The following is a 24,256-nucleotide window of genomic DNA, read 5'->3' on the forward strand; positions in this document are numbered from 1 at the left end:
ATGAGTACACGGATGGATGCCGCGGTCTCGCCGATGCGGGCGATGCTCGACCTCGTGCTGCGGACGGGCCGCGGCATCCGCTGGTACATGACGACCCTCATGGGCGACACGGCCTACGCGACGTACGTCGCGCATCAGCGTCGGGTGCATCCCGACGAGGAGCCCATGACCGAGCGGCAGTTCTGGCGTCAGAAGATGGACGACCAGGACCGCAACCCGGGCGCCCGCTGCTGCTGACGCCCGCGATCTAGGCTCATCGCATGACCGATGCCGTCGTCCTCGCCGCTCTGCTCGGCGTGGTCGGCGGCATCGTGCTCTCCGCCCTGCTGCTGCTCGCCCGCCGCTACGCGCGCGGGGCGGGAGCGCTCGGCAGCGAGGCCGAGGAGGCCACCTACCGCGCCCTCCACCAGGCGAGCCTCGCAGCCCCCTACCTGCGCGGCGGGCTCGCGACCCCCGATGTCGCGCGCGCGGCCCGCCACCTGCGCGCCGTGCTCGGCAGCGCGGCGGTCGTGCTGGTGGTCGGCGACGTGATCGTCGCGCGCGACGGCCAGTCCGAGGGATTGGATGCCGCGGCCCGCCGCATCGCGGCCCAGGTCGCGGAGACCGGCAAGCGCCGCGTCTTCCCCCGCGCCGAGGGCGGTGATGGCCTCGAGGCCGTCGGCGCGCCCATCCGCGTGGACGGCGCCGTCGCGGGCGTGCTCGTCGCCTTCGCCGCCCCCGTGCGGGCCGCCCTCGTCCGCGCCGCGGGAGAGGTCGCGGAGTGGTGCGCCGCGCAGGCGACGCTCGGGGAGCTGGATGCCTCGCGCGCCGCGCTCGCCGAAGCCGACCTGCGCCCGCTCCGGCAGCAGATCTCGCCGCACTTCATCTACAACGCGCTGACCGCGATCGCCTCGTTCATCACGACCGATCCGCCGCGCGCACGCGAGCTGGTGCTGGAGTTCGCCGACTTCACGCGCTACTCGTTCCGACGCCAGGGCGAGTTCACCACGCTCGCGGAGGAGCTCCGCAGCATCCACTCGTACCTCGAACTCGAGCGGGCGCGCTTCGGCGACCGCCTCACCGTGACGCTGCGGATCTCGCCCGAGACGCTGGCCACCGTCATCCCGTTCCTTTCGGTGCAGCCGCTCGTCGAGAACGCCGTGCGGCACGGGCTCGAGCCGGGGGAGGGCGGCGGGACGATCCTCATCGCGTCGGAGGATGCCGCCACCCACACCGAGATCACGGTCGAAGACGATGGCGCGGGCATGGATCCCGACGAGCTTCATGCGCTCCTGGCCCGCACCGGCGATGCGGCGAACGTGGGACTCCGGAACGTCGACACCCGGCTGCGGCAGCTCTACGGCGCCGAGGGCGGGCTCGTCGTCGAGACGAACACGGGCGCCGGTACCCTGGTGCGGATGCGCGTGCCGAAGTCGCAACCGCATCACGATTCGGCAGGGCTGAGGTGACCGCCATGATCGACGTCCTCGTCGCCGACGACGAGAAGCCGGCGCTCGACGAGCTCGCCTTCCTCTTGCGCGCGGACGAGCGGATAGGCGAGGTGATCACCGCCTCATCCGGCGCCGAGGCGCTGCGGCTGCTCACCGAGCGCGCGGTCGCCGCCGCCTTCCTCGACATCCACATGCCGGGGCTGTCGGGCCTCGACCTCGCCGCCGCCCTGGCAGCGCTGGCGCAGCCGCCGGCGATCGTGTTCGTCACCGCGGACGATGCGCACGCGGTCGATGCGTTCGAGCTGAGGGCCCTCGACTACCTGCTCAAGCCGGTACGTGCGGATCGCCTGCGCCGCGCCGTCGACCGGATCGTCGTAACAGAGCCGCCGGCGGACGGCGACGAGGTCCTGCCCGTCACGGTCGGGTCAACCGTCCGCTTCGTCCACCGTCGCGACGTCCGCTGGGTGCGGGCGGAGGGCGACTACACGCGTCTGCAGACCGACGGCGACGCGGGGCACCTCGTGCGCATCCCGATCTCGGAGCTCGAGACGCGGTGGGCGGATGCCGGTTTCGTCCGGATCCATCGCTCGTTCCTCGTGCGGGCGGCATCCGTCACCGAAGTCCGCCTCTCGGGTGCCGAACCCGCCGTGTGGGTCGGGGACACCGCGCTCCCCGTCAGTCGCCGGTTCGTGCCGCTCGTGCGCGAGGCCCTGCTCGGACGGACCGGCGCGTGAGGCCGGCGGCGCGGTGAGCGCGGACCGCGTTCGCGTCTCGGCGGGCGCCGGCAAGCCCGGCGCACCCACGCGCGGCATCGCCCTGCCGGGGGCGCCCGTCGACGACGTCGAGGCGGCATACGCGCGGGCGCTGCGGCGGTCGCAATTGCGCCTCGCGCTCGGCACGCTGTTCGGCTTCGTCGTGGTGGTGCTCGTCCTCTACGGCGCCCTCACGCTCATCCCGGAACTCGATGAGATCGTGTGGTTCGGCGTGCCGCTGTCGTGGCTGCTGCACGCGTTCGGGTTCTACCCCGCGATCGCGGGCTTCGCGATCCTCTACGTGCGCGGGGCGAACCGCAACGAGCGGCGCTACCGCGCGCTCCGCGACGAGGACGAGCGGTGAACGCCGTCCTCGACCTCGTGGCCGTCGCGCTCGTCGTCGGCGCGACGACCCTCATCGGGGTCTACGGGCTGCGCGTCTCGCGGACCACGGGTGACTTCTTCGTGGCATCCCGGACCGTGAGGCCGGTGTGGAACGCCTCGGCGATCAGCGGGGAGTACCTCTCGGCCGGGACCTTCCTCGGGCTGTCGGGACTCGTGCTGCTGAGCGGGTCGGAGGGCTTCTGGTTCCCGATCGGGTACGCGGCCGGGTACCTGCTCGTCCTGCTGTTCGTCGCCGCACCGCTGCGACGTAGCGGCGCGTACACGATCCCCGACTTCATCGACGCGCGACTGGAATCGAGACGGGCGCGACGGGTGACGAGCGTCGCGTGCCTCCTGATCGGATGGCTGTACATCGTGCCGCAGCTGCACGGCGCCGGGATCACGCTGCAGGTCGTCGCCGAGATCCCGCCGTGGGTGGGCGCCGTGCTCGTGGCGGTGCTGGTCGCGGCGGCGGCCGCAGCCGGCGGGATGCGGGCGATCACGTACGTGCAGGCGTTCCAGTACTGGCTGAAGCTCACCGCCCTGCTCGTGCCGGCCGTCCTCATCGCCTTCGCGGTCGGAGGGGGAGCGAGAGAGATCGATCCGCTCGTCGTCTTCCCCGCCGATGCAGGGCCCTCGGGGCTCGACGCCTACGCGGCGGGCTCGTTGCTGCTGGCACTCCTGCTCGGCACGATGGGACTGCCGCACGTCCCCGTGCGGTTCTACACGAGCCCGACCGGCGGTTCGGCGCGGCGGACGACGGTCCTCGTCATCGTCATGGTGAGCGTCTTCTACGCCGTCTCGAGCGTCATCGGTCTGCTCGCGCGGATCGTGGCGCCCGATCTCGCCCGACCGGGCGTCGCCGACACCGTCGCACTCGTCCTGCCCGCACGGGTCTTCCCCGGGTTCGTCGGGGAACTGCTCACCGCCCTCGTGGTCGCCGGAGCCTTCGCCGCCTTCCTCGCGACGTCGGCGGGACTCACGGTCTCGCTCGCCGGCGTCATCAGCCAGGACGTGTTCAGCGGGTCCGTCCGCTCGTTCCGGCTGTCCGCCCTGCTCGTCGCCCTCGTTCCGCTCGCGATCGCCCTGCTGACCCAGCCGGCGGGACTCGTGGCCTCGGTCGGCGCCGTGTTCGTGTTCGCGGCATCCGCTCTGTCGCCCGTCCTGCTGCTGTCGATCTGGTGGTCGCGGCTGACGGCCCGCGGCGCGGTGGCGGGCATGGTGACCGGCGCGGTCGCGTGCGGGCTCGCGTTCCTCGTGCACGCGGCGGTCGGCGGGGTCGGCATCGCCGCTCCGCTGCTGGCGCAGCCCGCCGCGTGGACCATCCCGCTCGCGACCGCCGTCACGGTCGTCGTCTCGCTCACCGATCGCGCCGGCGCACCCGTGCGCGCGGGCGCCTACCTCGCGAGGCTGCACACCCCGGGGCGCAGCTGAGGCGCGCGGTTTGCCCGTTCGGTATTCAGTCTCTGGTGGCGACCCGTGACGGGTGGACCTGCGGAAGCCCGGGGCGTCGCGTCCTTGTGAGTTGCCGACGAGACCGAATACGGAACGCCGAGCCCGGCCCACAACGGCCGGAGCAGGCGCAGAATGTCGCTGTGCGTCGGTCGTGGAGATGGTCCGCTCTCGTCACGGTGATAGCCGCGTCGCTCCTCGCGGGGTGTGCCGCGTCGCCGACGGCGTCTCCTGCGCCGCCCGCCTCGTCGCCGACCGCCTCAGCGTCGCCGGTGGCGTCACCCTCGGCATCCGCTCCCCCCGCATCGCCCTCCGCGTCACCTTCTTCCACCCCTGAGCCGGTCGACGCGCTCTCGCTCGAGCAGCGTGTCGGCCAGCTCTTCATGGTCGGAACTCCCGCGACCGCCGCATCGCCGACGACCCTCGCCGCCGTCCGCGACCGGTACGCCGGCGGCGTCTTCCTGAGCGGGCGGTCGACGGGCGGGGTGGCGGCCACGGCGGGCGTCGTGTCGCGCTTCACGTCGCTCGCCGAGCGCGACCTGCCGCTCTGGGTCGCGACCGATCAGGAGGGCGGCGAGGTCCAGGTGCTGCGGGGGCCGGGGTTCGGGGCGATGCCGTACGGCATCCGTCAGGCAGACCTGCCGTCGGATCAGCTGCAGGAGAAGGCCGAGGCGTGGGGGCGTGAGCTGGCCGAGGCGGGGGTGAACCTCGACCTCGCCCCCGTCGCCGACATCGTCACGAGCAAGGCGACGCGCTTCGACAATCCGCCGATCGGCGGGTACGGCCGGCAGTACGGCTACGACGCGTCGACCGTCGCAGGCAAGGCGGGCGCCTTCGCGGAAGGGATGCGGGATACCGGCATCCTTCCCACGTTCAAGCACTTCCCGGGCCTCGGCCACGTGTCCGCGAACACCGACACCACGGCCGACGTGGTCGACACGACGGTGACGCCGGACGGTCCGGACGTCGGCGTCTACCGGTCGCTCACCGAGGCGGGGCCGAGCGCGGTGATGGTCTCGTCGGCGATCTACGACCGGATCGACGGATCCACGCCGGCCGTGTTCTCTCCGAAGGTCGTCGGGCTCCTGCGGAGCGAGGTCGGCTTCGACGGTGTGGTGTTCTCAGACGACCTCTCCGCAGCCGTCGCCGTCTCGGCCTGGTCGCCCGCCGATCGCGCCGTGCAGGCGATCTCCGCCGGCGTCGACGTGGTGCTCGTCTCGGCGGATCCGTCGGTGTTCCCGGCGATGTACGACGCGGTGCTCGCGAAGGCGACCGCGGACCCGCAGTTCGCCGCGCAGGTCGACGCCGCGGCGGCGCGCGTGCTCGCGGCGAAGGCGAACATGCCCTGACGCGTGCCGAGTGCAGGTTGAGACGCGCGCTCGCACCCGTTCCGGGCGGTCGGAGCCGATCAAGCCTTCACTGGGCACGCCCGTCTCGCCGCCGGTGGGGCAGACTCGAGGGATGACCTCGACGCTCCGGGACCGCATTCCGGCGGGGTCGACCCCCGACGCCGTCTACGAGGGCTTCCTCGAGTGGACGATCGAGCGCGGCATCGAGCTGTACCCCGCGCAGGACGAGGCGGTGCTCGAGCTCGCGTCCGGGTCGCACGTGATCCTCGCGACGCCGACCGGCACGGGCAAGTCGCTCGTCGCCGTCGCGGCACACGCGGCATCCCTCGCCCGCGGCGGCCGCACGTACTACACGGCTCCGATCAAAGCCCTCGTCAGCGAGAAGTTCTTCGCGCTCGTCGACATCTTCGGACCGGATGCCGTGGGCATGGTCACGGGCGATTCGTCGGTGAACCCCGACGCGCCGATCATCTGCTGCACCGCCGAGATCCTGGCGAACGTCGCGCTGCGCCTCGGTCCTGACGCCGAGATCGACCAGGTCGTGATGGACGAGTTCCACTACTACGGCGACCCCGATCGCGGATGGGCGTGGCAGGTGCCGCTGCTGCTCCTCCCGGGAGCGCAGTTCCTGCTGATGTCGGCGACCCTCGGCGACGTCTCGGCGATCAAGAGCGACCTCGAGCGACGCACGGGCCGCGCCGTCGCGCACATCGCGGGTGTCGAGCGCCCGGTGCCGCTCGACTACTCCTACGCCCGGCGGCCCGTGCACGAGGTGGTCGAGGGGCTACTCGAAAATCGCGAGACGCCGGTCTACATCGTCCACTTCTCGCAGGCAGCGGCGCTCGAGCGGGCGCAGGCGCTGTCGAGCGTCAAGATCACGACGCGCGAGCAGCGCGACGCGATCGCCGAGGCGATCGGCGGGTTCCGCTTCACGACGGGGTTCGGCAAGACGCTGTCGCGGCTCGTCCGCGCGGGAATCGGCGTGCACCATGCCGGGATGCTGCCGCGCTACCGCCGGCTGGTCGAGACGCTCGCGCAGCGCGGGCTGCTCCGCGTCATCTGCGGCACCGACACCCTCGGCGTCGGCATCAACGTGCCTATCCGCACGGTGCTGATCACCGCGCTGTCGAAGTACGACGGCACGAAGATGCGCCAGCTGTCGGCGCGGGAGTTCCACCAGATCGCCGGCCGCGCGGGGCGGGCCGGCTTCGACACGCACGGCAGCGTCGTCGTGATGGCGCCCGAGTGGGAGATCGAGAACGCCGTCGCACTCGCGAAGGCGGGGGACGATGCCGCCAAGCGCAAGAAGATCGTCCGCAAGAAGGCGCCGACCGGCGTCGTGAACTGGGGCGAGGGCTCGTTCGAGCGCCTCGTCGCCGCCGAGCCCGAGCCGCTGTCGCCGCAGCTGAAGCTGACCGCGGCGATGCTCATCAACGTCATCGGTCGCGGCGGCGACGTCTTCGCGAACGTCCGCTCGCTGGTCTTCGACAACCACGAACCGAAGGCGCGGCAGTACGAGCTCGCCCGCCGGGCGATCGCGCTGTTCCGGACCCTCGTGGCGGCGGACATCGTCGAGGCCGATGCCGACGGCATCCGTCTCACCGTCGATCTGCAGCCGAACTTCGCGCTGAACCAGCCGCTGTCGCCGTTCGCGCTCGCCGCGATCGAGCTGCTGTCCCCGGACGACAGCGAGACCGGCAGCGGTCACTACGCGCTCGATGTCGTGAGCGTGATCGAGTCGACGCTCGACGATCCGCGCGCGATCCTCTCGCAGCAGGAGTTCAAGGCGCGTGGCGAGGCGGTCGCGGCGATGAAGCGCGACGGCATCGAGTACGACGAGCGGATGGAGCTGCTCGAGGCGGTGACGTGGCCGAAGCCGCTCGCGGAGCTCCTGGCGCAGGCGTACGAGACGTTCGCGTCGAGCCAGCCATGGGTGCGCGACTTCGAGCTGTCGCCGAAATCGGTCGTCCGCGACATGTTCGAGCGGGCGATGTCGTTCGGCGAGTTCGTGTCGTTCTACCAGTTGGGCCGAAGCGAGGGCCTGGTGCTGCGGTACCTGTCCGATGCCTATCGCGCGATCCGGCAGACGGTTCCGGCCGAGGCCCGCACCGACGAGTTGCTGGATCTGATCGAGTGGCTCGGCGAGCTGGTGCGCCAGGTCGACTCGAGCCTCGTCGACGAGTGGAACGCACTCATCAACCCCGCCGACGATCCCGAGGCGCCGGTCGTTCCGCCCGCGCCGCCGTCGATCATCGCGAACCGGCGCGCGTTCGTCGTGCTGGTGCGCAACGAGATGTTCCGCCGGGTGCAGCTCGCTGCGCTCCAGAACGACGATGCGCTGGTCGAATTGGATCCGGATGCCGCCTGGCCCGACGTCCTCGACCGCTACTTCGACGACCACGACGAGATCCTGACGGGCGGTGCGGCGCGCAGTCCCGCGCTGTGCGTCATCGACGAGACCTCGGCATCCGAGGGTGTCTGGCGTGTGGAGCAGATCATCGACGACCCGGCCGGCGACCACGATTGGCGTATCCGCGCGGAGGTCGACCTGGAGGCATCCGTCGACGAGGGCGCCGCGGTCGTGCGGGTGACCGAGGTCGTGCGGCTCTAGGCTTCGGCTCGGTCTGTGCGCGTACTCGCGCGGATCGGCTCGCGACGTCATAATCGCGACGGGGCGATTCCGCGCGATCGAGGGGACATCATGCGCGTACTGAAGAAGATCATGAACAGGCTGCGCGCCTCGGCGCGGGGGCACCATGGGGTCAAGCTGCAGCCCGGCGTCAAGATGGCCGGGCGTGGCACCTACGATCTGCGTCCGGGAGCGATCATCCGCAGGCGTGCGCGGATCCACGTCGGGTCCGGGGCTCGGCTCACGGTGATGCTGGGAGCGGCCGTCGGCGCGCGCAACACGATCAATGTCGAAACCGGCGTCACACTGCACGAGGGCGCCGAACTGTCGTGGGACGTCGAGATCATGGACACGGACTTCCACGACATCGAGTTCGAGGACGGACGACGCCACGTGCGCTCCGCGCCGATCAGCATTGGCCGTCACGTGCTCATCGGAGCACGCGCCATCATCCTGAAGGGCGTCACGATCGGTGACGGCGCGATCGTCGCAGCCGGTGCCGTCGTGACTCGCGACGTCGCCCCCGGAGCGATCGTCGCGGGCAATCCTGCGCGACCGGTCGGCCGCGCCACGTCGTGGCGGTGACGTGTCGACCCCGAGGCATCCGTCGACGAATGCCTCGCGGCCGCGGGCCTCAGCTCTCGTGGCCCCAGTCGTCGCTGTCGCGCGTGTAGACGATGCGGGTGTGGAGGCGGTCGGCTGAACCCTGCCAGAACTCGATGCGGTCGGGGATGAGGCGCCAGAGCACCCAGTCGGACGGCGCCGCGTCGGCGGATGCGGGGCGCCCCACGAAGTCGGCAGCGCTCTCCTCGACTGTCGCCTCGTGCACGGTGCCGCGGACGCGGACGGCGCGCATGACGGGCTGCCACCAGAAGTTGAGCGCAGCGGCGGGGTTGTCGGCGAGCTGGCGTCCCTTCGCAGAGGATCGCGGGCCGGCGAACTCCCACCCATCGGCGCTGACACCCTTCAGGATGAGGGTCCGCGCGTCCGGGCGGCCACCGGCATCCGCCGTCGCGAGCGTCGCGGCACGCACTTCGGCGATGTCGGCATCGGCGGCGGCGCGGATCCAGGCGTCGAAGAGGTCGTGGGGGTCAGCGGGGAGATCGGAGAGGTCGAGCGGCGGCGGGGTTCCGGTGAGGGACGGTTGGTCGCGGAGCCAGAGCGTGAGCTCGTTCATGTCTTCATCCTGCTCCCTCGTGGGTGTCGGCCGGTGCGGGCAGACTGGGCGGATGACGACGTACCTGGCGTTCCTGCGGGCGATCAATCTCGGCGCGAAGCGCGTCTTCCCGAAGGAGGACATCCGCCGGGTGGTCGGGGGTGTGGGTTTCGAGGACGTCGAGACGCACATCAACACCGGGAACGTGCGGTTCGCGTCGCGGATGCGCTCGCGCGAGCGGATCGAGCGCACGCTCGAGGACGCGTTCCTCGCCGACCGGGGTTTCGAGGTGCCGTCGATCGTCTACTCCGCCGCGGAGTTCCGCGAGGTCGCTCGGCAGACGCGTGAGCTGGCCGAGGCGAATCCAGGGCTCGCCCGGCACTACGTCTACCTGTTGAAGGACGAGTTGACCCCGGAGCGGATCGCCGAGATCGAGGCGCGCGACGATGGTCGCGGGCGGATGGTGGTGCGGGGGCGCGCGGCGCACGCGCTGCTGCAGCCCGGCTATCAGGACGGCACGGTCGACCCGCTGGGCGCGGCGAAACTGCTGGGCGTGGCGACGAATCGGAACGCGAACGTCATCGGCACGCTCGCCGAGAAGTGGTGCTGACGGCGCCCGCCCCCCGCCCCCCGCCGGCGGCGAGACTGCACGCCCGCATCGAGACTGCGTGCCCGCGCCGCATCCTCGTCGCGCGAGTGGAGTCTCGCGGCCGAACCGCCTCGCACGGCCGCAGCGCGCCCGCCGCGCCGCTCGCCCGCGCCGCGGGCCGCCGCCCCGCTCGCGCCCGTCCCGCCCCTCGCCCCCGTCCCGCCCCGAGACTGCACGTCCGCATCGAGACTGCGCTCGCGCGCCGCACCCTCGTCGCGCGGATGCAGTCTCGTCGCGCGGGTGCAGTCTCGCGAACCCGACCCGACCCGCCACGCGAGCCCGACCCGCCTCGCGAACCCGGACCACCCCTCCTCCCCAACCCCGCTCGGGCGCCGAGACTCTCCACACCCGCAGACCGTGTCGGATGCCGCGGCTAGGGTTGACCGGGTGAGTGACGGCGGATGGCAGAACGACCCCTACGCCGATCTCGTGTGGGATCCCGACGACGTTCCGCCGCCGGACGACTTCGACTCGCCGCCGCCGCCCGACCCGCGCTACGACGACTACGCTGCGTCCGTCGCCCGCGCCACGCGCGCCGAGCCCACGCGCTCCGAGCCCGCCCGTGCCCAGCCCGCACGAGCTCAGCCGGCCCCGCAGCAGCGCACCTCCGCACCCCCGGCATCCGTCCTCCGTCTCGAGCGCCGCGACCACGTCGGCGACGACCCGGTCAAGGTGCTCACCGAGGTCTTCGGCTACACGGCGTTCCGCGGCGATCAGGGCGACATCGTCTCGCACGTCATCGCGGGCGGGGATGCGGTCGTGCTCATGCCGACCGGCGGCGGCAAGTCGATCACCTACCAGGTGCCGGCGCTCGTGCGTCCTGGCACCGGCCTCGTCGTCAGCCCCCTCATCGCGCTCATGCACGACCAGGTCGATGCGCTCATCGCCAACGGCGTCCGCGCCGCCTTCCTGAACTCCACGCAGACCCCGGCCGAGCGCGCGGGCGTTGAGCAGGCGCTCCTCGACGGCGAGCTCGACCTCATCTACGTCGCCCCCGAGCGGCTGTCCGTCCCCGCGACTACCGCGCTCCTGCAACGCGCACAGCTCAGCGTCATCGCGATCGACGAGGCGCACTGCGTGTCGCAGTGGGGCCACGACTTCCGCCCCGACTACCTGGCGCTCGGGGACCTCGCGGAGCGCTTCCCGGGCGTCCCGCGCATGGCGCTCACCGCCACGGCGACGCGCGCGACGCACACCGAGCTCACCGAGCGCCTGCACCTCCCCGACGCGCGCCACTTCGTCGCGAGCTTCGACCGCCCGAACATCCAGTACCGCATCGAGCCCAAGGTCGACATGCGGCGTCAACTCGTGCAGTTCGTGCGCTCGCAGCCCGAGGGTTCCGCCGGCATCGTCTATGCGCTCAGCCGCAAGTCGGTCGAGCAGACGGCCGAGTACCTGCGCACGCAGGGCGTCGACGCGCTGGCGTACCACGCGGGGTTGGACGCCTCGATCCGCGCCCGGCACCAGTCCCGGTTCCTGCGCGAAGACGGTGTCGTCATGGTCGCCACGATCGCGTTCGGCATGGGCATCGACAAGCCCGACGTCCGCTTCGTCGCCCACATAGACCTGCCCAAATCCGTCGAGGGCTACTACCAGGAGACGGGTCGCGCCGGCCGCGACGGCGAGCCCGCGGTCGCATGGATGGCCTACGGCCTCGGCGACGTCGTCCAGCAGCGTCGCCTCATCGACCAGTCGCCCGGCGACCGCACCTACAAGATGCGCATGGGTCAGCACCTCGACGCGATGCTCGCCCTGTGCGAGACGGTCTCGTGCCGCCGTCAGAACCTGCTCGGCTACTTCGGACAGTCGTCGGATGCCTGTGGCAACTGCGACACCTGCCTCACCCAGCCCGACACCTGGGACGGCCTCGTCGCGGCGCAGAAGCTCCTCTCGACGATCGTGCGCCTGCAGCGCGAGCGCAATCAGGCCTTCGGCGCCGGGCACCTCATCGACATCCTCCGCGGCGGCTCGACCGAGCGCATCCGTCAGCAGGGGCACGACAAGCTCTCGACCTACGGGATCGGGAACGACCTGTCCGAGCAGGACTGGCGCTCGGTCGTCCGCCAGCTCCTGGCCCGCGGCATCCTGGTCGCGCAGGGGGAGTACGGCGTCCTCGCTGTCGGCGACGCGGGCATGCCGGTGCTCCGCGGCGAGGAGCCCGTGCCACTGCGGCGCGACGTCCTCGGCCGCACCGGCGGCGGATCAACCCGCGCGAAGAAGCAGTCGGCCGCCGACGCGCTGCCCGAGGGCGACCGCGACCTCTTCGAGGCGCTCCGCGCGTGGCGTGCCGAGCAGGCGAAGGAGCAGGGCGTCCCCGCGTACATCGTCTTCGGCGATGCGACCCTGCGTGCCCTCGCCGAGCACCGTCCGACGTCGGTCGCCGACCTCGACGGCATCACCGGCATCGGTGCGAAGAAGCGCGAGGCTTACGGCGAGGCCGTCGTCGCCGTCATCGCGAAGGCGTAGCCCCGCTCACGCCTCCCGCAGCGCCCGCGTCATGCGGGTGAGCACGTCGAACGCCTGAGCGCGCTCCTGCGCAGACAACTCGGCCAGCATCCGATCCTCCACCGACTTGACCACGGCGCTCGCCTGCTCCCGACGCCGCAGCCCGCCATCGGTCAGGGTGACCGGCAGCACCCGGCCCTCCGCAGGGGTCGCCGGCCTCGTCACGAGGCCCTCCCGCTCCAGGGTCTGCAGCAGGACGTTCATGCTCTGCCGCGTCACGAAGGCACCTCGAGCAAGATCGGAGTTCGACGACCCCGGACGCTGCGCGAGGATCTCGAGGCACGAGTAGGCGGTCACGGTCAGCTCCAGCGGGCGGAGCGCATCCTCCATCGCGACCCGCAGCGCGGTCGCCGCTTCCTTCAGGAGATAGCCGAGCGACGTCGGCAGATCGATCTCATCCGAGTGGACCATGTCAGTATTCTGACATACACTGGCAAGTGTCAGATAACTGACAACGAAAGGATGCCTCATGCCCGCCATCGGACCCGACTTCGTCTCCCTGCAGGTGAGCGACCTCAACGCCTCGGAACGTTTCTACGAGCACTACCTCGGGCTCGTCCGCTCACCGGCCGGGCCTCCGCACGCCGTCGTGTTCGACACCGCGCCGATCGCCTTCGCGCTCCGCGACATCGTGCCCGGCACGGATCTCGCCTCGGGGGTCCACCCCGGGATGGGCGCGGCGATCTGGCTGCGCGCGACCGACGTCCAGGACATCCACGACGCGCTCGCCGCGGACGGCCACGAGATCGTCGCAGCGCCCATCGACGGCCCGTTCGGCCGGACGTTCACCTTCGCCGACCCGGACGGCTACCGGATCACCCTGCACGACAAGGCCTGAGGCCGTCAGCTCCACACCTCACGGGCGACCCGCACATCGGCGCCCGTCCGAGCCGACTCGCCGATCGCGAGACCCAGCAGATGGTCCTGGCAGGCGTCGGCCAGCGGATACGGCTCCGCGCCGTCACCGCGGGCCCACCGCCCGGTGAGCTCGAGCAACGACGCGACGGCGATGTCGTCCTCCGACAGCCGCGTTCCGACCCAGGGATTCCGGTAGACGATCCGTCCCTCGAAGGCAGCCGACACGACGTCGTTGTTTTCGAGGTTCAGGTCGACACCCGTGCGCCGGTAGGTGATCGGCGAGGTGAGCACCTCGGCGCCCTCGAAGCGGCGCACGGTGTCGTCGGTGAGTTCCCCGTGCGAGCCGCGGATGACGATCCGGCGCGACAGGATCGGGTTCCACCACTGGTTGTCGACGAAGTCGTACAGGCCCATCCGTCCGTCGCCGAAGTCGAGCGTCGCGATCGTCGTCGTCCGCTCTTTCGGTGAGAGGTCGTTCGACCATCCGGCCGGCGTCAACGGATCCACGAGCGGTGCGGTGAAGGTTCGGGCGGACACGATCGCCTCGGCCATGCCGGCATCCAGGAACGTCCGGATCATCGAGCTCGCGTGGTACAGGTGCGTCGACGAGACCTGAACCCCGCCGACGGCGCCGAGAGCGCCCGACCGGACCACCTCGAGTCGGGCGGCGTGCCCCGGCATGAGCATGTACTGCTCGGCGACCTGCACCAGCCGGCTCGCGCCGACGTCGTGCCACAGCTTCCGCAGGCCGTCCGCGTCGGGGGCGGGCGGCGTCTCGGCGAGCACGCGCACGCCGCGCTCCACGAGCTCGGTGATCACCCCCGGCATCGCGGGCCACGTCACCGACGCGATCACGAAGTCCGGCCGGGCGGCCAGCAGGTCGTCGAGCGAGCGGTGGATCGGCACGTTCCAGCCGGCGACCCGTGCCGCCGAGGCGTCGGACCGGGCGAGCACGCCGACGGCCTGCAGCCGCTCCGGTGCCGCCGCGGCGATGCGCAGGAAGAACTCCGAGCGCCAGCCCGTGCCGATGATCGCGAATCGTGCCGGCTCTGCCATGGGACCCCTTCGTCGTGACGCTCCGAAGCGGGGCGCCCCCGGCATCCTTCAGGCCTGCCGCACCACCGTCAACCCCCGATCACTCGCCGGCGCCCAGCTTTCCGCTGAGCCGGCCGTGGAATGCGGATGCCGTGTCGTTCAACCCGACGATCGTCACCGTCCTGCCCATCCGCTCGTACTTGTTCACGATGGCGTCGAGGGCGGCGACGGTCGAGGCATCCCACACGTGCGAACGCGACATGTCGATCACGACGTTCGCCGGGTCGTCCGGGTACGAGAACTGCGTCGTCAGGTCGTTGCTGGAAGCGAAGAACAGCTCGCCGTCGACCGCATAGTGAGCGGTGGATGCCGCGGCATCCACCGTGCGCGTGACGGTCACGAAGTGCGCGACCCGCCGGGCGAACATGATCATCGCCGCGATCACGCCGAGGACGACGCCGATCGCGAGGTTGTGGGTCCAGACGGTGGCGACGACCGTGATGAGCATGACGGCGGTCTCGCTCTTGGGCATCCGGCGGAGCGTGGCCGGGCGGATGCTGTGCCAGTCGAACGTGCCGATGCAGACCATGATCATGACGGCGACGAGGGCCGCCATCGGGATGATCGCAACGATGTCGCCGAGCGCCAGCACGAGGATGAGCAGGAACACGCCGGCGAGGAACGTCGAGATGCGGGTACGGGCGCCGGAGGCCTTCACGTTGATCATCGTCTGGCCGATCATCGCGCAGCCGCCCATCCCGCCGAACGCCCCCGAGAGGATGTTCGCGGCGCCCTGGCCGAGCGATTCGCGGGTCTTCGAGGAGTGCGTGTCGGTGATGTCGTCGACGAGCTTGGCGGTCATGAGCGACTCGAGGAGCCCCACGACCGCCATCGCGAGGGCGAACGGGCCGATGATCTGCAGCGTCTCGAGCGTGAGCGGCACGTTCGGGATGAACAGGGACGGCAGGCTTTCGGGGAGTTCACCCTGGTCGCCGACGGTCGGAACGTTCCACGCGAAGACGACGACGGCCGCGGTCAGCAGCACGATGGTGACCAGGGGAGCCGGGACGGCCTTAGTGAGCCGCGGCATCGCGTAGAGGATGACCAGCCCAACGGCCAGCAGCGGCCAGACGAGCCAGGGGATGCCGTCACCGAACAGCTGCGGCAGCTGCGCGAGGAAGATCAGGATCGCGAGCGCGTTGACGAAGCCGACCATGACGCTGCGGGGGATGAAGCGCATGAGCTTCGCGACGCCCACGAGTCCGAGGACGATCTGGATGGCCCCGCCGAGGAGGACGGTCGCGATGAAGTAGTCCATTCCGTATTCACGGACGACGGGCGCGATGACGAGCGCGACGGCGCCGGTCGCCGCGGTGATCATCGCGGGGCGACCGCCGAGGAACGCGATCGCGACGGCCATGATGAACGACGAGAAGAGCCCGACCCGGGGGTCGACGCCCGCGATGATCGAGAACGCGATCGCCTCGGGGATGAGGGCGAGCGCGACGACGAGTCCGGCGAGGACCTCTCGGGTCAGCAGGCGCGGGCTGCGGAGGGCCTGCAGCACTGTCGGTTCGATGCGCGGGCGCACGGGAGTGGTGGTGGTCATGATGACTCCGTCGAGGAGGGGTGCGCACAGACCCGGTGGCGGCGCGGAAGAATGGGGGCGCGCAGATCGCGCACGATCAAACCTAACGTAACGTGAGGTTTGCTGTCCACTCGGAGGGAACCGCATGACCGACGACACGATGCGCATCGGCGAGGTCGCCGAGCGGACCGAGCTCTCGTTCCGTACCCTCCGCCACTACGACGAAATCGGCCTCGTCACCCCGTCGGCGCGCACCGAGGGCGGCTTCCGCCTCTACACGGAGGGCGACGTCGCCCGCATCCTGCTCATCCGTCGCATGAAGCCGCTGGGCTTCACCCTCGATGAGATGCGGGACCTCCTCGAGGTCGTCGACGCGATAGCGGGGGATGCCGACGACCCGCAGATCCGTGCCCGCCTCGACGGCGTCCGCGCCGAGGCCGCGGCACGGCGCGAGAAGCTCCGTCGTCAGGTCGAGATGGCCGACGAGTTCCTCGACCAGCTCGAACGGATCTGACGGGTCTCAGACCGCGGTGACCTCGACGACGACGGACTGCTGAGGGTTCTGCACCGGCGGACGTACACCGACGACGGCGAGCTGACGCCCGGTCATCACGGTGTCGTGATGCGCCCATTCGAGCGGCGACTGCGCGGGGGTCTCGACGATCCCGCCCGGCGTGACGAGCTGCACACGGTAGACGCGGTCCGCGTCGAGTCCCGGCAGGCGCACGCGGCCGGTGGGCGAGGAGATGAGCGTCTGCGTCTGCGTGATCGTGAAGAAGGCGGATGCCGCGTCCTCCGCGACGACGCCGCGGACGTCGAGCCCCGGGTCGGCCACGTCCGCGTTGACGAGGCGGCCCGTCGCGACGAGGGGGCGCACCCGTTTGGCGAGGGCGACCCACGCGCCGACGGTCGTGGCATCCGTCTCTGACAGCGTCGTGACGTCCCACTCGATGCCGAAGTGGCCGAACAGGGCGACGGCGCCGCTCATCGTGAGCGACACGGTGCGGCCGGTGGAGTGAACGTGCGGGGTCGTCAGGTGCATGCCCATCATCTCGGGCGGCACGACGAGCGCGGTGTAGCGCTGGTTCTCGAGGCGCTCGACGGGGTCGAGGCAGTCGCTCGTCCAGATGCGGTCGGTGCGGTCGAGGATGCCGAGGTCGACGCGCGCGCCGCCCGAGGCGCAACTCTCGATCTCGAGGCCCGGGTGGGCGGCCTTGAGCTCGTCGATGAGGCGGTAGACGGCGAGGGTCTGCGCGTGCACCTTCGCAGCGCCGCCGGGACCGGCGGCGGCGTCGACGAGGTCGCGGTTGTGATCCCACTTGATGTACGCGATCGGGTACGCGGCGAGGATGTCCGAGATGACCTGGCGAATGTACGCGTAGGCCTCGGGGTGCGCGAGGTTCAGCACCTGCTGCTGACGCGCGGACGGTGGCAGGTCGGTGCGGCCGCGGAGGATCCAGTCGGGGTGCGACCGGGCGAGGTCGCTGTCGGGGTTGACCATCTCGGGCTCGAACCAGAGGCCGAACTCCATCCCCTTCGCGACGACGTGGTCGGCGATGGGGTGCAGGCCATCGGGCCAGACGGTGTCGTCGACGTACCAGTCGCCGAGGCCCGCGGTGTCGTCGCGGCGGTGGCGGAACCAACCGTCATCGAGGACGTAGCGCTCGACGCCGATCTCGGCGGCCGCATCGGCCAGGGCGATGAGCTTGGGCAGGCGGTGGTCGAAGTAGACCGCCTCCCATGTATTGAGGGTGATCGGCCGGGGCCGCGTCGGATGCTGCGGCCGTGCCCGCCACTCCTCGTGGAACCGCACGGCGAGCTCGTCGAGCCCGTCACCCCAGGAGCCCAGCAGCTCGGGCGAGGAGATCTCCTCGCCCTGCGCGAGTCGGATCTCCCCGGGCAGGTAGAGCTCGCCCGCCCCGAGGAGCGATTCGCCCGTCGGCATCCGCTCCGCGAAGATGCGGGAGTTGCCGCTCCAGGCGAGGTGGGCGCCGTGGACCGTGCCGCGCTCGAACCCGAACCCCGGCGTACCGGCAGCCAGCAGCAGGGTGAAGTCCGCCCCCGGGCGGCCGCGGCGCGACTCCCGCACGTGCGTGCCGAAGGTCAGTTCGTGGCGCTGCGCGGAGCGCTCGCGCAGGTGCCGTCCGGTCGTGTCGAGGATCTCGGTCGCGTCCCACGGCAGCGGCAGCGTCGTGTGGAGGGCCTGCACCGTGTACACGCACGCACCGTCGTTGCGCACCGTCGTCCGCGCCCGCACGAGACCGGATGCCGTGACCCGCAGCTCGTAACGGGCCGACAGCTCCATCTCACTGTCCGTGAAGTGCAGTTCGAGGGTGTCCTCTGTCGCCCGCAGGTCGGTCAGCGCGAAGAGGGCACCGACGTCCTCTCCGTCGCGGTGGCCCTCGAGGGTCGGTGTTCCTGCCCAGCCGGATGCCGCGGTGCCGACGACGCCGAGCCGCACCGTGCGGTCGAGCCCGCCCGAGACACGCTGCAGGCGCGAGGCCGTCGCGAGCGAAACGAGCGTGTCGTGCGGTGCATCGCCGAGATCCGCGCCCCAGTGGACGATGGCCGCGGCGGTGTCGGGCTGCAGGTCGACGACGACGCTGGTGCCGCCGGAACGGAGGTGGACGACGCTCGCGTCGGAGGGGAGAACGGGCATCCCCCAAGTCTGTCAGTCACGCTCCGTGAACGTGCACGCACCGGACGCGGTTCCGGCCCGAGCGAGCTGCCTTTGCGCCGCCCGTGTAGGCGCCGTACAACCCGCCCGGACCACGTCCCCGACGCCACTTGTCGCGATAGCACAACCAACTTGGTGTCGTGTTGGAGGACTCCTACCGTGATGGTCGAACTTCCCTGTCCCGTCGCCGTACCCCGGCGTCCTCAGAAAGGCCAGTGATGACCGACACCGTCGTCCGCTCCTCCACTCCCGCCGCCGACAAGCGCACCCCCGCCGGCGGCGCTCCGACTGCGCCGCACACCGCCGACGAAGCGCACGAAGCCCGTATCGACATCGACGCCGTCGGCGCGATGCTCCGAGGCACGTGGGGCGAGACCCGCCTCACCGTCCGCGAACTCATCAAGGACCCCGCCTACTGGCGCATCGATGGCCAGAGCGTCGCCGAGCACCGCGAGCGGGTCATGGACCAGGTGCGCCTCCTCGCGAAGAACGGCGGCTCGACCCGTGCGCTCCCGAAGGAGTACGGCGGCGAGGAGGACAACGGTGCCAACCTCGCGGGCTTCGAGGAGCTCGTCCTCGCCGACCCCAGCATGCAGATCAAGTCCGGTGTGCAGTGGGGACTCTTCGGCTCGGCCGTGCTCCAGCTCGGCACGAAGGAGCACCACGACCGCTGGATCCCCGACATCCGCGATGCGAAGCTCCCCGGCGCTTTCGCCATGACCGAGATCGGGCACGGATCGGATGTCGCCGCCATCGGCACGACCGCGACGTACGACCCCGACACCGAAGAGTTCGTCATCAACACCCCGTTCCGCGCGGCGTGGAAGGACTACCTCGGCAACGCGGCCGTCCACGGACAGGCCGCGACCGTCTTCGCGCAGCTGATCACGAAGGGCGTGAACCATGGTGTGCACTGCTTCTTCGTACCGATCCGCACGGCCGAGGGCGAGCTGCTCCCGGGCGTGCAGAGCGAGGACGACGGCGTCAAGGGCGGGCTCAACGGCATCGACAACGGTCGTCTCGCCTTCGACAACGTCCGGGTGCCGCGCACGAACCTCCTCAACCGCTATGGGGACGTCGCCGCCGACGGCACGTACTCCAGCCCCATCGAGAGCACCGGTCGCCGCTTCTTCACGATGCTCGGCGCCCTCGTGCAGGGTCGCGTCTCGCTCGACGGGGCCGCGACGATCGCCTCGTCGCTCTCCCTGTACATCTCGCTGACGTACGGCAACCAGCGTCGTCAGTTCGACTCGGGAGCGGGCACCGACGAGGTCGTGCTGCTCGACTACGGCAAGCACCAGCGGCGCCTCCTGCCCCTCCTCGCTCAGAACTACGCGCAGTACTTCGCGCATGACGAGCTGCTGCGCACCTTCGACGGCGTCTTCGGCGGCAAGGCCGACACCCCCGCCGAGCGCGAGAACCTCGAGACCCTCGCGGCCGCGCTCAAGCCGCTCAGCACGTGGAACGCGCTGAACACGATCCAGGAGGCCCGCGAGGCCTGCGGCGGATCGGGCTTCATGGCCGAGAACCGCCTCGTCGGTCTCCGCTCCGACCTCGACGTCTACGTCACCTTCGAGGGCGACAACAACGTCCTCCTGCAGCTCGTCGGCAAGCGTCTGCTCGCCGACTTCGCCAAGCAGTTCAAGGGAGCGGATGCCGCGGCCCTCGCGAAGTTCGCCGTCGGCCAGACGGCGGGCAAGGTCTTCCACGGTGCGGGCCTCCGCAGCCTCGGTCAGACCGTCGCCGATTTCGGATCGACGGCCCGCTCGGTCGAACTCGGCCTGCGGGCCGAGCAGCAGCACGAACTGCTGGCCGGACGCGTCGAGCAGATGGTCGCCGACATCGCCGGCGCGCTGCGCCCGGCATCCAAGCTCCCGGCCGACCAGGCCGCTGCGCTGTTCAACCAGCACCAGGCCGAGCTCATCGAGGCGGCACGGGCGCACGGTGAGCTGCTGCAGTGGGAGGCGTTCTCGGATGCGGTGAAGGGGACCGCCGACGAGAGCACGCGTCAGGTCCTCACGTGGCTGCGCGACCTCTTCGGCCTGCACCTCATCGAGAAGCACCTCGCGTGGCACCTCATCAACGGGCGACTGTCGACCCAGCGCGGTGCGGCGGTGTCGAAGTACATCGACCGCCTGTGCGCGCGCCTGCGCCCCCATGCGCAGGACCTCGTCGACGCGTTCGGCTTCGCTCCCGAGCACGTGCGCGCCCCCATCGCGTCGGGCATCGAGCGGCAGCGACAGGACGAGGCGCGCGCCCACTACGCCGACCTCGCGGCGCGCGGCGAGGCACCTGTGCCGGAGAAGTCGCTCACGGCGAAGTGAGCGTCGGGGGCCGTCGATAGCCTGAGCGCGTGGATATGCGTCTCGGGCCCGACGGCCTCCTTCGTTGCGGCTGGGTCGGCGACGACGCCGAGTACCGCCGGTATCACGACGAGGAGTGGGGTCGGCCCCTGCACGGCGATCGGGCCCTCTTCGAGAAGATGAGCCTCGAGGGGTTCCAGGCGGGGCTCTCGTGGATCACGATCCTCCGCAAACGACCCCGCTTCCGCGAGGTGTTCGCCGGCTTCGATCCCGAGACCGTGGCCGCCTTCGACGAGTCCGACGTCGAGCGGCTCATGGGGGATGCCGGCATCATCCGCAACCGGGCGAAGATCCTCGCCACCATCGGCAACGCGAGACTCGTCACCGACATGGCCCCGGGCGAGCTCGACGCCTTCATGTGGTCCTTCGCCCCGGCATCCCATCGTCGTCCGGCCTCGTTCGCAGAGGTGCCGGCCACGACGACGGAGTCCGACGCGATGTCGAAGGCCCTGCGCACGCGGGGATTCCGATTCGTCGGCTCCACGACGATGTATGCGCTCATGCAGTCGTCGGGGATGGTCGACGATCACGTCGTCGGATGCCATCGCGCGGGGTCGCCCTTGTCCGAGGGGTCCGGTTCCCGGGAACATGTGGAGACGGCGGCGGAAGGGTGAACATGGCAGGGTACGAGATCACCGAGATCGGCGGGCTCGACCGGTGGCGCGACCACTTCGGCGGATTCGTCCCGGCACGCTCGCGCGACGGTCGGCGCGTCGTCGACCACGAACTTGCGATGCAGTACATCGGGCTGACCGCCAACGCGCTCGAACCGGGTGAGGAGGCCGGCTACTGGCACTCTCACTCGCAGGTCGAGGAGCTCTACGTCTTCCTCGAGGGGCGCGGCCAGATGGGGCTGGACGACGACCTGGTCGACGTGGGGCCCGGCTCGGTCGTCCGCGTGGGACAGGGAGTGTGGCGGACGTGGCGCGCCCACCCCGACAGCCCTGGTCAGCTCCGCTGGCTGTGCATCCGCGCCGGCGGCGAGGAGCTCCCCGAGGTGCCGTCTGATTCGACGCGCGACGAGCGGCCGATGCCGTGGTCGACGCCGGAGGGGTGAGTCGTGGCATCCGACAGTCACGTCGCTGACGCGCACGACGTCATCCGCGTCCTCGGCGCGCGGGAGAACAACCTCAAGGACGTCGACGTCGAGATCCCCAAGCGACGCCTGACGGTGTTCACCGGCGTGAGCGGGTCGGGCAAGTCGTCGCTCGTGTTCGGGACGATCGCCGTCGAATCGCAGCGTCTCATCAACGAGACATACCCGACGTTCGTGCAGCAGTTCATGGCTCAGCTGAGCCGTCCCGACGTCGACGGACTCGAGAACATCAGTCCCGCGATCATCGTCGACCAGGAGCGAATGGGAGCCAACGCGCGGTCGACGGTCGGTACCGTGACCGACGCGTATGCGATGCTCCGCCTGCTCTTCAGCAGGCTCGGCCAGCCGCACATCGGATCACCGCAGGCGTTCTCGTTCAACATCCCGTCCGCTCCGGGTGCCGACACCGTCACCGGCGGCATGTGTCCGCGCTGCGAGGGGCTCGGCGAGGTGAGCGACGTCGACCTCGACGAGCTGTTCGACAGCTCGAAGTCCCTCTCCGAAGGAGCGATCACCGTTCCCGGCTACAACGTGGACGGGTGGATGGTGCGGATCTTCACCGAGTCCGGGTTCCTGGATGCCGCGAAGCCGATCTCCGCCTACTCGGCAGAGGAACGCGCGGACTTCCTCTACAAGGAGCCCACGAAAGTGAAGCTCCAGAACATGAACATGACCTACGAGGGTCTCGTTCCGAAGATCACGAAGTCGTTCCTTCAGAAGGACCGTGAAGCCGTGCAGCCGCACATCCGTGCGTTCGTCGACCGTGCCGTGAAGTTCCTGCCGTGCCCGGACTGCGGTGGCAGCCGTCTGAACGCGGGCGCGCGCTCCTCGAAGATCGGTGGCGTCGACATCGCACAGGTCTCGGCGATGCAGATCACCGATCTCTCGGCCTGGCTCGACACCCGTCGACCCGACCTCCATCGGTCCGCTGCTCTCGTCGCTCAAGCGGGTCATCGCCTCGTTCATCGACATCGGCCTCGGCTACCTCTCACTCGATCGCTCCTCCGGCACCCTCTCGGGCGGCGAGGCGCAGCGCACGAAGATGATCCGACACCTCGGCTCGGCGCTGACGGACGTCACCTACGTCTTCGACGAGCCGACGGCGGGACTCCATCCACACGACATCCAGCGCATGAACGAGCTGCTCCTGTTGCTGCGCGACAAGGGCAACACCGTCCTCGTCGTCGAGCACAAGCCCGAGGTCATCGCGATCGCCGACCACGTCGTCGACCTGGGACCGCAGGCGGGTTCTCGCGGCGGTCGGATCATGTACGAGGGGGATGTCGCGGGTCTCCGCGCCTCCGACACCCTGACGGGGCGGCACCTCGACCACCGCGCCGCCCTGAAGACGAGCACGCGCACCGCGACCGGATCTCTGTCTGTCCGGGGTGCAACGCAGCACAACCTCACCGGCGTCGACGTCGACATCCCGCTCGGGGTGCTCACGGTCGTCACGGGCGTCGCGGGTTCGGGCAAGTCGTCGCTCATCCACGGGAACGTCCCCGCCTTCGACGATGTCGTGGTCGTGGACCAGTCGCCGATCAAGGGATCGCGCCGCTCGAGCCCCGCCACCTACACGGGGGTGCTCGACGGCATCCGCTCTGCGTTCGCCAAGGCCAACGGCGTCAAACCGTCGTTGTTCAGCGCGAACTCCGAGGGGGCGTGTCCCGCCTGCAAGGGGCTCGGCGTCATCATCACGAACCTCGGCTACACGCAGAGCGTCGAGACGCGCTGCGAGGTGTGCGACGGGTCGGGGTTCAGCGACGCCGTCCTGGAATACACGCTCGACGGCAAGAACATCGCCGAGGTCCTCGCGATGTCAGCGGAGGAAGCCCACGGGTTCACGACCGGACCGGCGAAGACGACTCTCGCCCGGATGATCGACGTGGGTCTCGGGTACATCACCCTCGGGCAGGCGCTGAACACCCTGTCGGGTGGCGAGCGACAGCGCCTGAAGCTCGCGATCGCCATGGCGAAGAAGGGTGCGATCTACGTCCTCGACGAGCCGACCACGGGTCTGCACCTCGCCGACGTCGACAATCTGCTCGCCCTGCTCGACCGATTGGTGGATGCCGGCAACTCCGTCATCGTCATCGAGCACCATCAGGCGGTCATGGCCCACGCGGACCACCTCATCGACCTCGGGCCCGGCGCGGGACGAGACGGCGGGCGCATCGTCTTCGAGGGGACGCCGGCGGCGCTGGCGGAGGGGCGGTCGACGCTGACGGGCGAACACCTGGCCCGGTACGTCGGGGCCGTCTGACGCGGCTCAGCCCCGTCGGACGAAGAAGCATAGATGGGGAGAAGTCCCCACGTCACGCGCTCGCCCTCGA

Annotated in this window: 20 protein-coding genes and 1 pseudogene; 16 read left to right on the forward strand and 5 right to left on the reverse strand. The window is 70.5% G+C overall.

Annotated elements, in window-relative coordinates; genetic code table 11:
- From QE428_RS05970 to QE428_RS06005, 8 genes are all read left to right on the forward strand, one after another.
- The gene (locus QE428_RS05970; RefSeq protein WP_231916510.1) at positions 1-237 is read left to right on the forward strand and encodes a YbdD/YjiX family protein; all 237 of its coding nucleotides are present in this window, start codon (positions 1-3) and stop codon (positions 235-237) included.
- Between the two features lie 23 nt (positions 238-260).
- Entirely contained in the window at positions 261-1,448 is a 1,188-nt protein-coding gene (locus QE428_RS05975; protein WP_307466926.1) for a sensor histidine kinase, read from the forward strand.
- A 5-nt stretch (positions 1,449-1,453) separates the two neighbouring features.
- Positions 1,454-2,164: a LytTR family DNA-binding domain-containing protein gene (locus QE428_RS05980; protein WP_307466929.1), complete on the forward strand. Its 711-nt coding sequence runs from the start codon at positions 1,454-1,456 to the stop codon at positions 2,162-2,164.
- Positions 2,165-2,177: 13 nt separating this feature from the next.
- A complete protein-coding gene (locus QE428_RS05985) occupies positions 2,178-2,546 on the forward strand; it encodes a heavy metal transporter (RefSeq protein ID WP_091358504.1) in 369 nt (122 codons plus the stop codon).
- The gene (locus tag QE428_RS05990; protein ID WP_307466932.1) at positions 2,543-4,000 is read left to right on the forward strand and encodes a cation acetate symporter; all 1,458 of its coding nucleotides are present in this window, start codon (positions 2,543-2,545) and stop codon (positions 3,998-4,000) included. Before QE428_RS05985 ends, QE428_RS05990 begins: the two co-directional genes overlap by 4 nt.
- Positions 4,001-4,200: 200 nt before the next feature.
- Positions 4,201-5,367 carry a glycoside hydrolase family 3 N-terminal domain-containing protein gene (locus tag QE428_RS05995; protein ID WP_373457716.1) on the forward strand — a complete coding sequence of 389 codons (1,167 nt, stop codon included), beginning with the start codon at positions 4,201-4,203 and terminating at the stop codon, positions 5,365-5,367.
- 112 nt (positions 5,368-5,479) lie between these two features.
- Positions 5,480-7,978, forward strand: coding sequence for an RNA helicase (locus QE428_RS06000; RefSeq protein ID WP_307466936.1), 2,499 nt, complete (start codon positions 5,480-5,482; stop codon positions 7,976-7,978).
- Positions 7,979-8,068: 90 nt separating this feature from the next.
- Positions 8,069-8,581 carry a DapH/DapD/GlmU-related protein gene (locus QE428_RS06005; RefSeq protein ID WP_307466939.1) on the forward strand — a complete coding sequence of 171 codons (513 nt, stop codon included), beginning with the start codon at positions 8,069-8,071 and terminating at the stop codon, positions 8,579-8,581.
- 49 nt (positions 8,582-8,630) lie between these two features.
- Here QE428_RS06005 and QE428_RS06010 read toward each other — a convergent pair whose 3' ends face one another.
- The gene (locus QE428_RS06010) at positions 8,631-9,173 is read right to left on the reverse strand and encodes a pyridoxal 5'-phosphate synthase (RefSeq protein ID WP_307466944.1); all 543 of its coding nucleotides are present in this window, start codon (positions 9,171-9,173) and stop codon (positions 8,631-8,633) included.
- A gap of 52 nt (positions 9,174-9,225) precedes the next feature.
- On the opposite strand from QE428_RS06010, the gene QE428_RS06015 reads away from it, so the two are divergent.
- Complete coding sequence (locus QE428_RS06015) at positions 9,226-9,762, forward strand: DUF1697 domain-containing protein (protein ID WP_307466948.1); 537 nt, start codon at positions 9,226-9,228, stop codon at positions 9,760-9,762.
- 426 nt (positions 9,763-10,188) lie between these two features.
- Entirely contained in the window at positions 10,189-12,267 is a 2,079-nt protein-coding gene (recQ, locus tag QE428_RS06020) for a DNA helicase RecQ (RefSeq protein WP_307466949.1), read from the forward strand.
- A 6-nt stretch (positions 12,268-12,273) separates the two neighbouring features.
- On the opposite strand, the gene QE428_RS06025 is transcribed toward recQ, so the two are convergent.
- Positions 12,274-12,717 (reverse strand): MarR family winged helix-turn-helix transcriptional regulator, encoded by a 444-nt coding sequence (locus QE428_RS06025; RefSeq protein ID WP_133398829.1) that lies wholly within the window; start codon positions 12,715-12,717, stop codon positions 12,274-12,276.
- A gap of 58 nt (positions 12,718-12,775) precedes the next feature.
- On the opposite strand from QE428_RS06025, the gene QE428_RS06030 reads away from it, so the two are divergent.
- Positions 12,776-13,144, forward strand: a complete 369-nt coding sequence (locus QE428_RS06030) for a VOC family protein (protein WP_307466952.1) — start codon at positions 12,776-12,778, stop codon at positions 13,142-13,144.
- A 5-nt stretch (positions 13,145-13,149) separates the two neighbouring features.
- On the opposite strand, the gene QE428_RS06035 is transcribed toward QE428_RS06030, so the two are convergent.
- Complete coding sequence (locus tag QE428_RS06035; RefSeq protein WP_307466955.1) at positions 13,150-14,220, reverse strand: Gfo/Idh/MocA family protein; 1,071 nt, start codon at positions 14,218-14,220, stop codon at positions 13,150-13,152.
- A 79-nt stretch (positions 14,221-14,299) separates the two neighbouring features.
- Complete coding sequence (locus QE428_RS06040) at positions 14,300-15,808, reverse strand: SulP family inorganic anion transporter (RefSeq protein WP_307466958.1); 1,509 nt, start codon at positions 15,806-15,808, stop codon at positions 14,300-14,302.
- A 124-nt stretch (positions 15,809-15,932) separates the two neighbouring features.
- Between QE428_RS06040 and QE428_RS06045 the strand changes: the two genes are divergently transcribed.
- Entirely contained in the window at positions 15,933-16,301 is a 369-nt protein-coding gene (locus tag QE428_RS06045) for a MerR family transcriptional regulator (protein WP_307466960.1), read from the forward strand.
- 6 nt (positions 16,302-16,307) lie between these two features.
- Here QE428_RS06045 and QE428_RS06050 read toward each other — a convergent pair whose 3' ends face one another.
- Positions 16,308-18,446 carry an alpha-galactosidase gene (locus tag QE428_RS06050; protein WP_307466963.1) on the reverse strand — a complete coding sequence of 713 codons (2,139 nt, stop codon included), beginning with the start codon at positions 18,444-18,446 and terminating at the stop codon, positions 16,308-16,310.
- A gap of 236 nt (positions 18,447-18,682) precedes the next feature.
- Here QE428_RS06050 and QE428_RS06055 point away from each other — a divergent pair, with 236 nt between their 5' ends.
- The 4 genes and pseudogenes from QE428_RS06055 to QE428_RS06070 all read left to right on the forward strand — a co-directional run bounded on the left by QE428_RS06055 (position 18,683) and on the right by QE428_RS06070 (position 24,186).
- Positions 18,683-20,788, forward strand: coding sequence for an acyl-CoA dehydrogenase (locus QE428_RS06055; RefSeq protein WP_307466964.1), 2,106 nt, complete (start codon positions 18,683-18,685; stop codon positions 20,786-20,788).
- Between the two features lie 35 nt (positions 20,789-20,823).
- Entirely contained in the window at positions 20,824-21,441 is a 618-nt protein-coding gene (locus QE428_RS06060; protein WP_307470662.1) for a DNA-3-methyladenine glycosylase I, read from the forward strand.
- A gap of 2 nt (positions 21,442-21,443) precedes the next feature.
- The gene (locus QE428_RS06065) at positions 21,444-21,884 is read left to right on the forward strand and encodes a cupin domain-containing protein (RefSeq protein WP_307466967.1); all 441 of its coding nucleotides are present in this window, start codon (positions 21,444-21,446) and stop codon (positions 21,882-21,884) included.
- 3 nt (positions 21,885-21,887) lie between these two features.
- Positions 21,888-24,186, forward strand: a pseudogene (locus tag QE428_RS06070) (ATP-binding cassette domain-containing protein).
- Positions 24,187-24,256 lie beyond the last annotated feature (70 nt).

It is taken from the genome of Microbacterium sp. SORGH_AS_0505, from assembly GCF_030818715.1.
Lineage (GTDB): Bacteria > Actinomycetota > Actinomycetes > Actinomycetales > Microbacteriaceae > Microbacterium.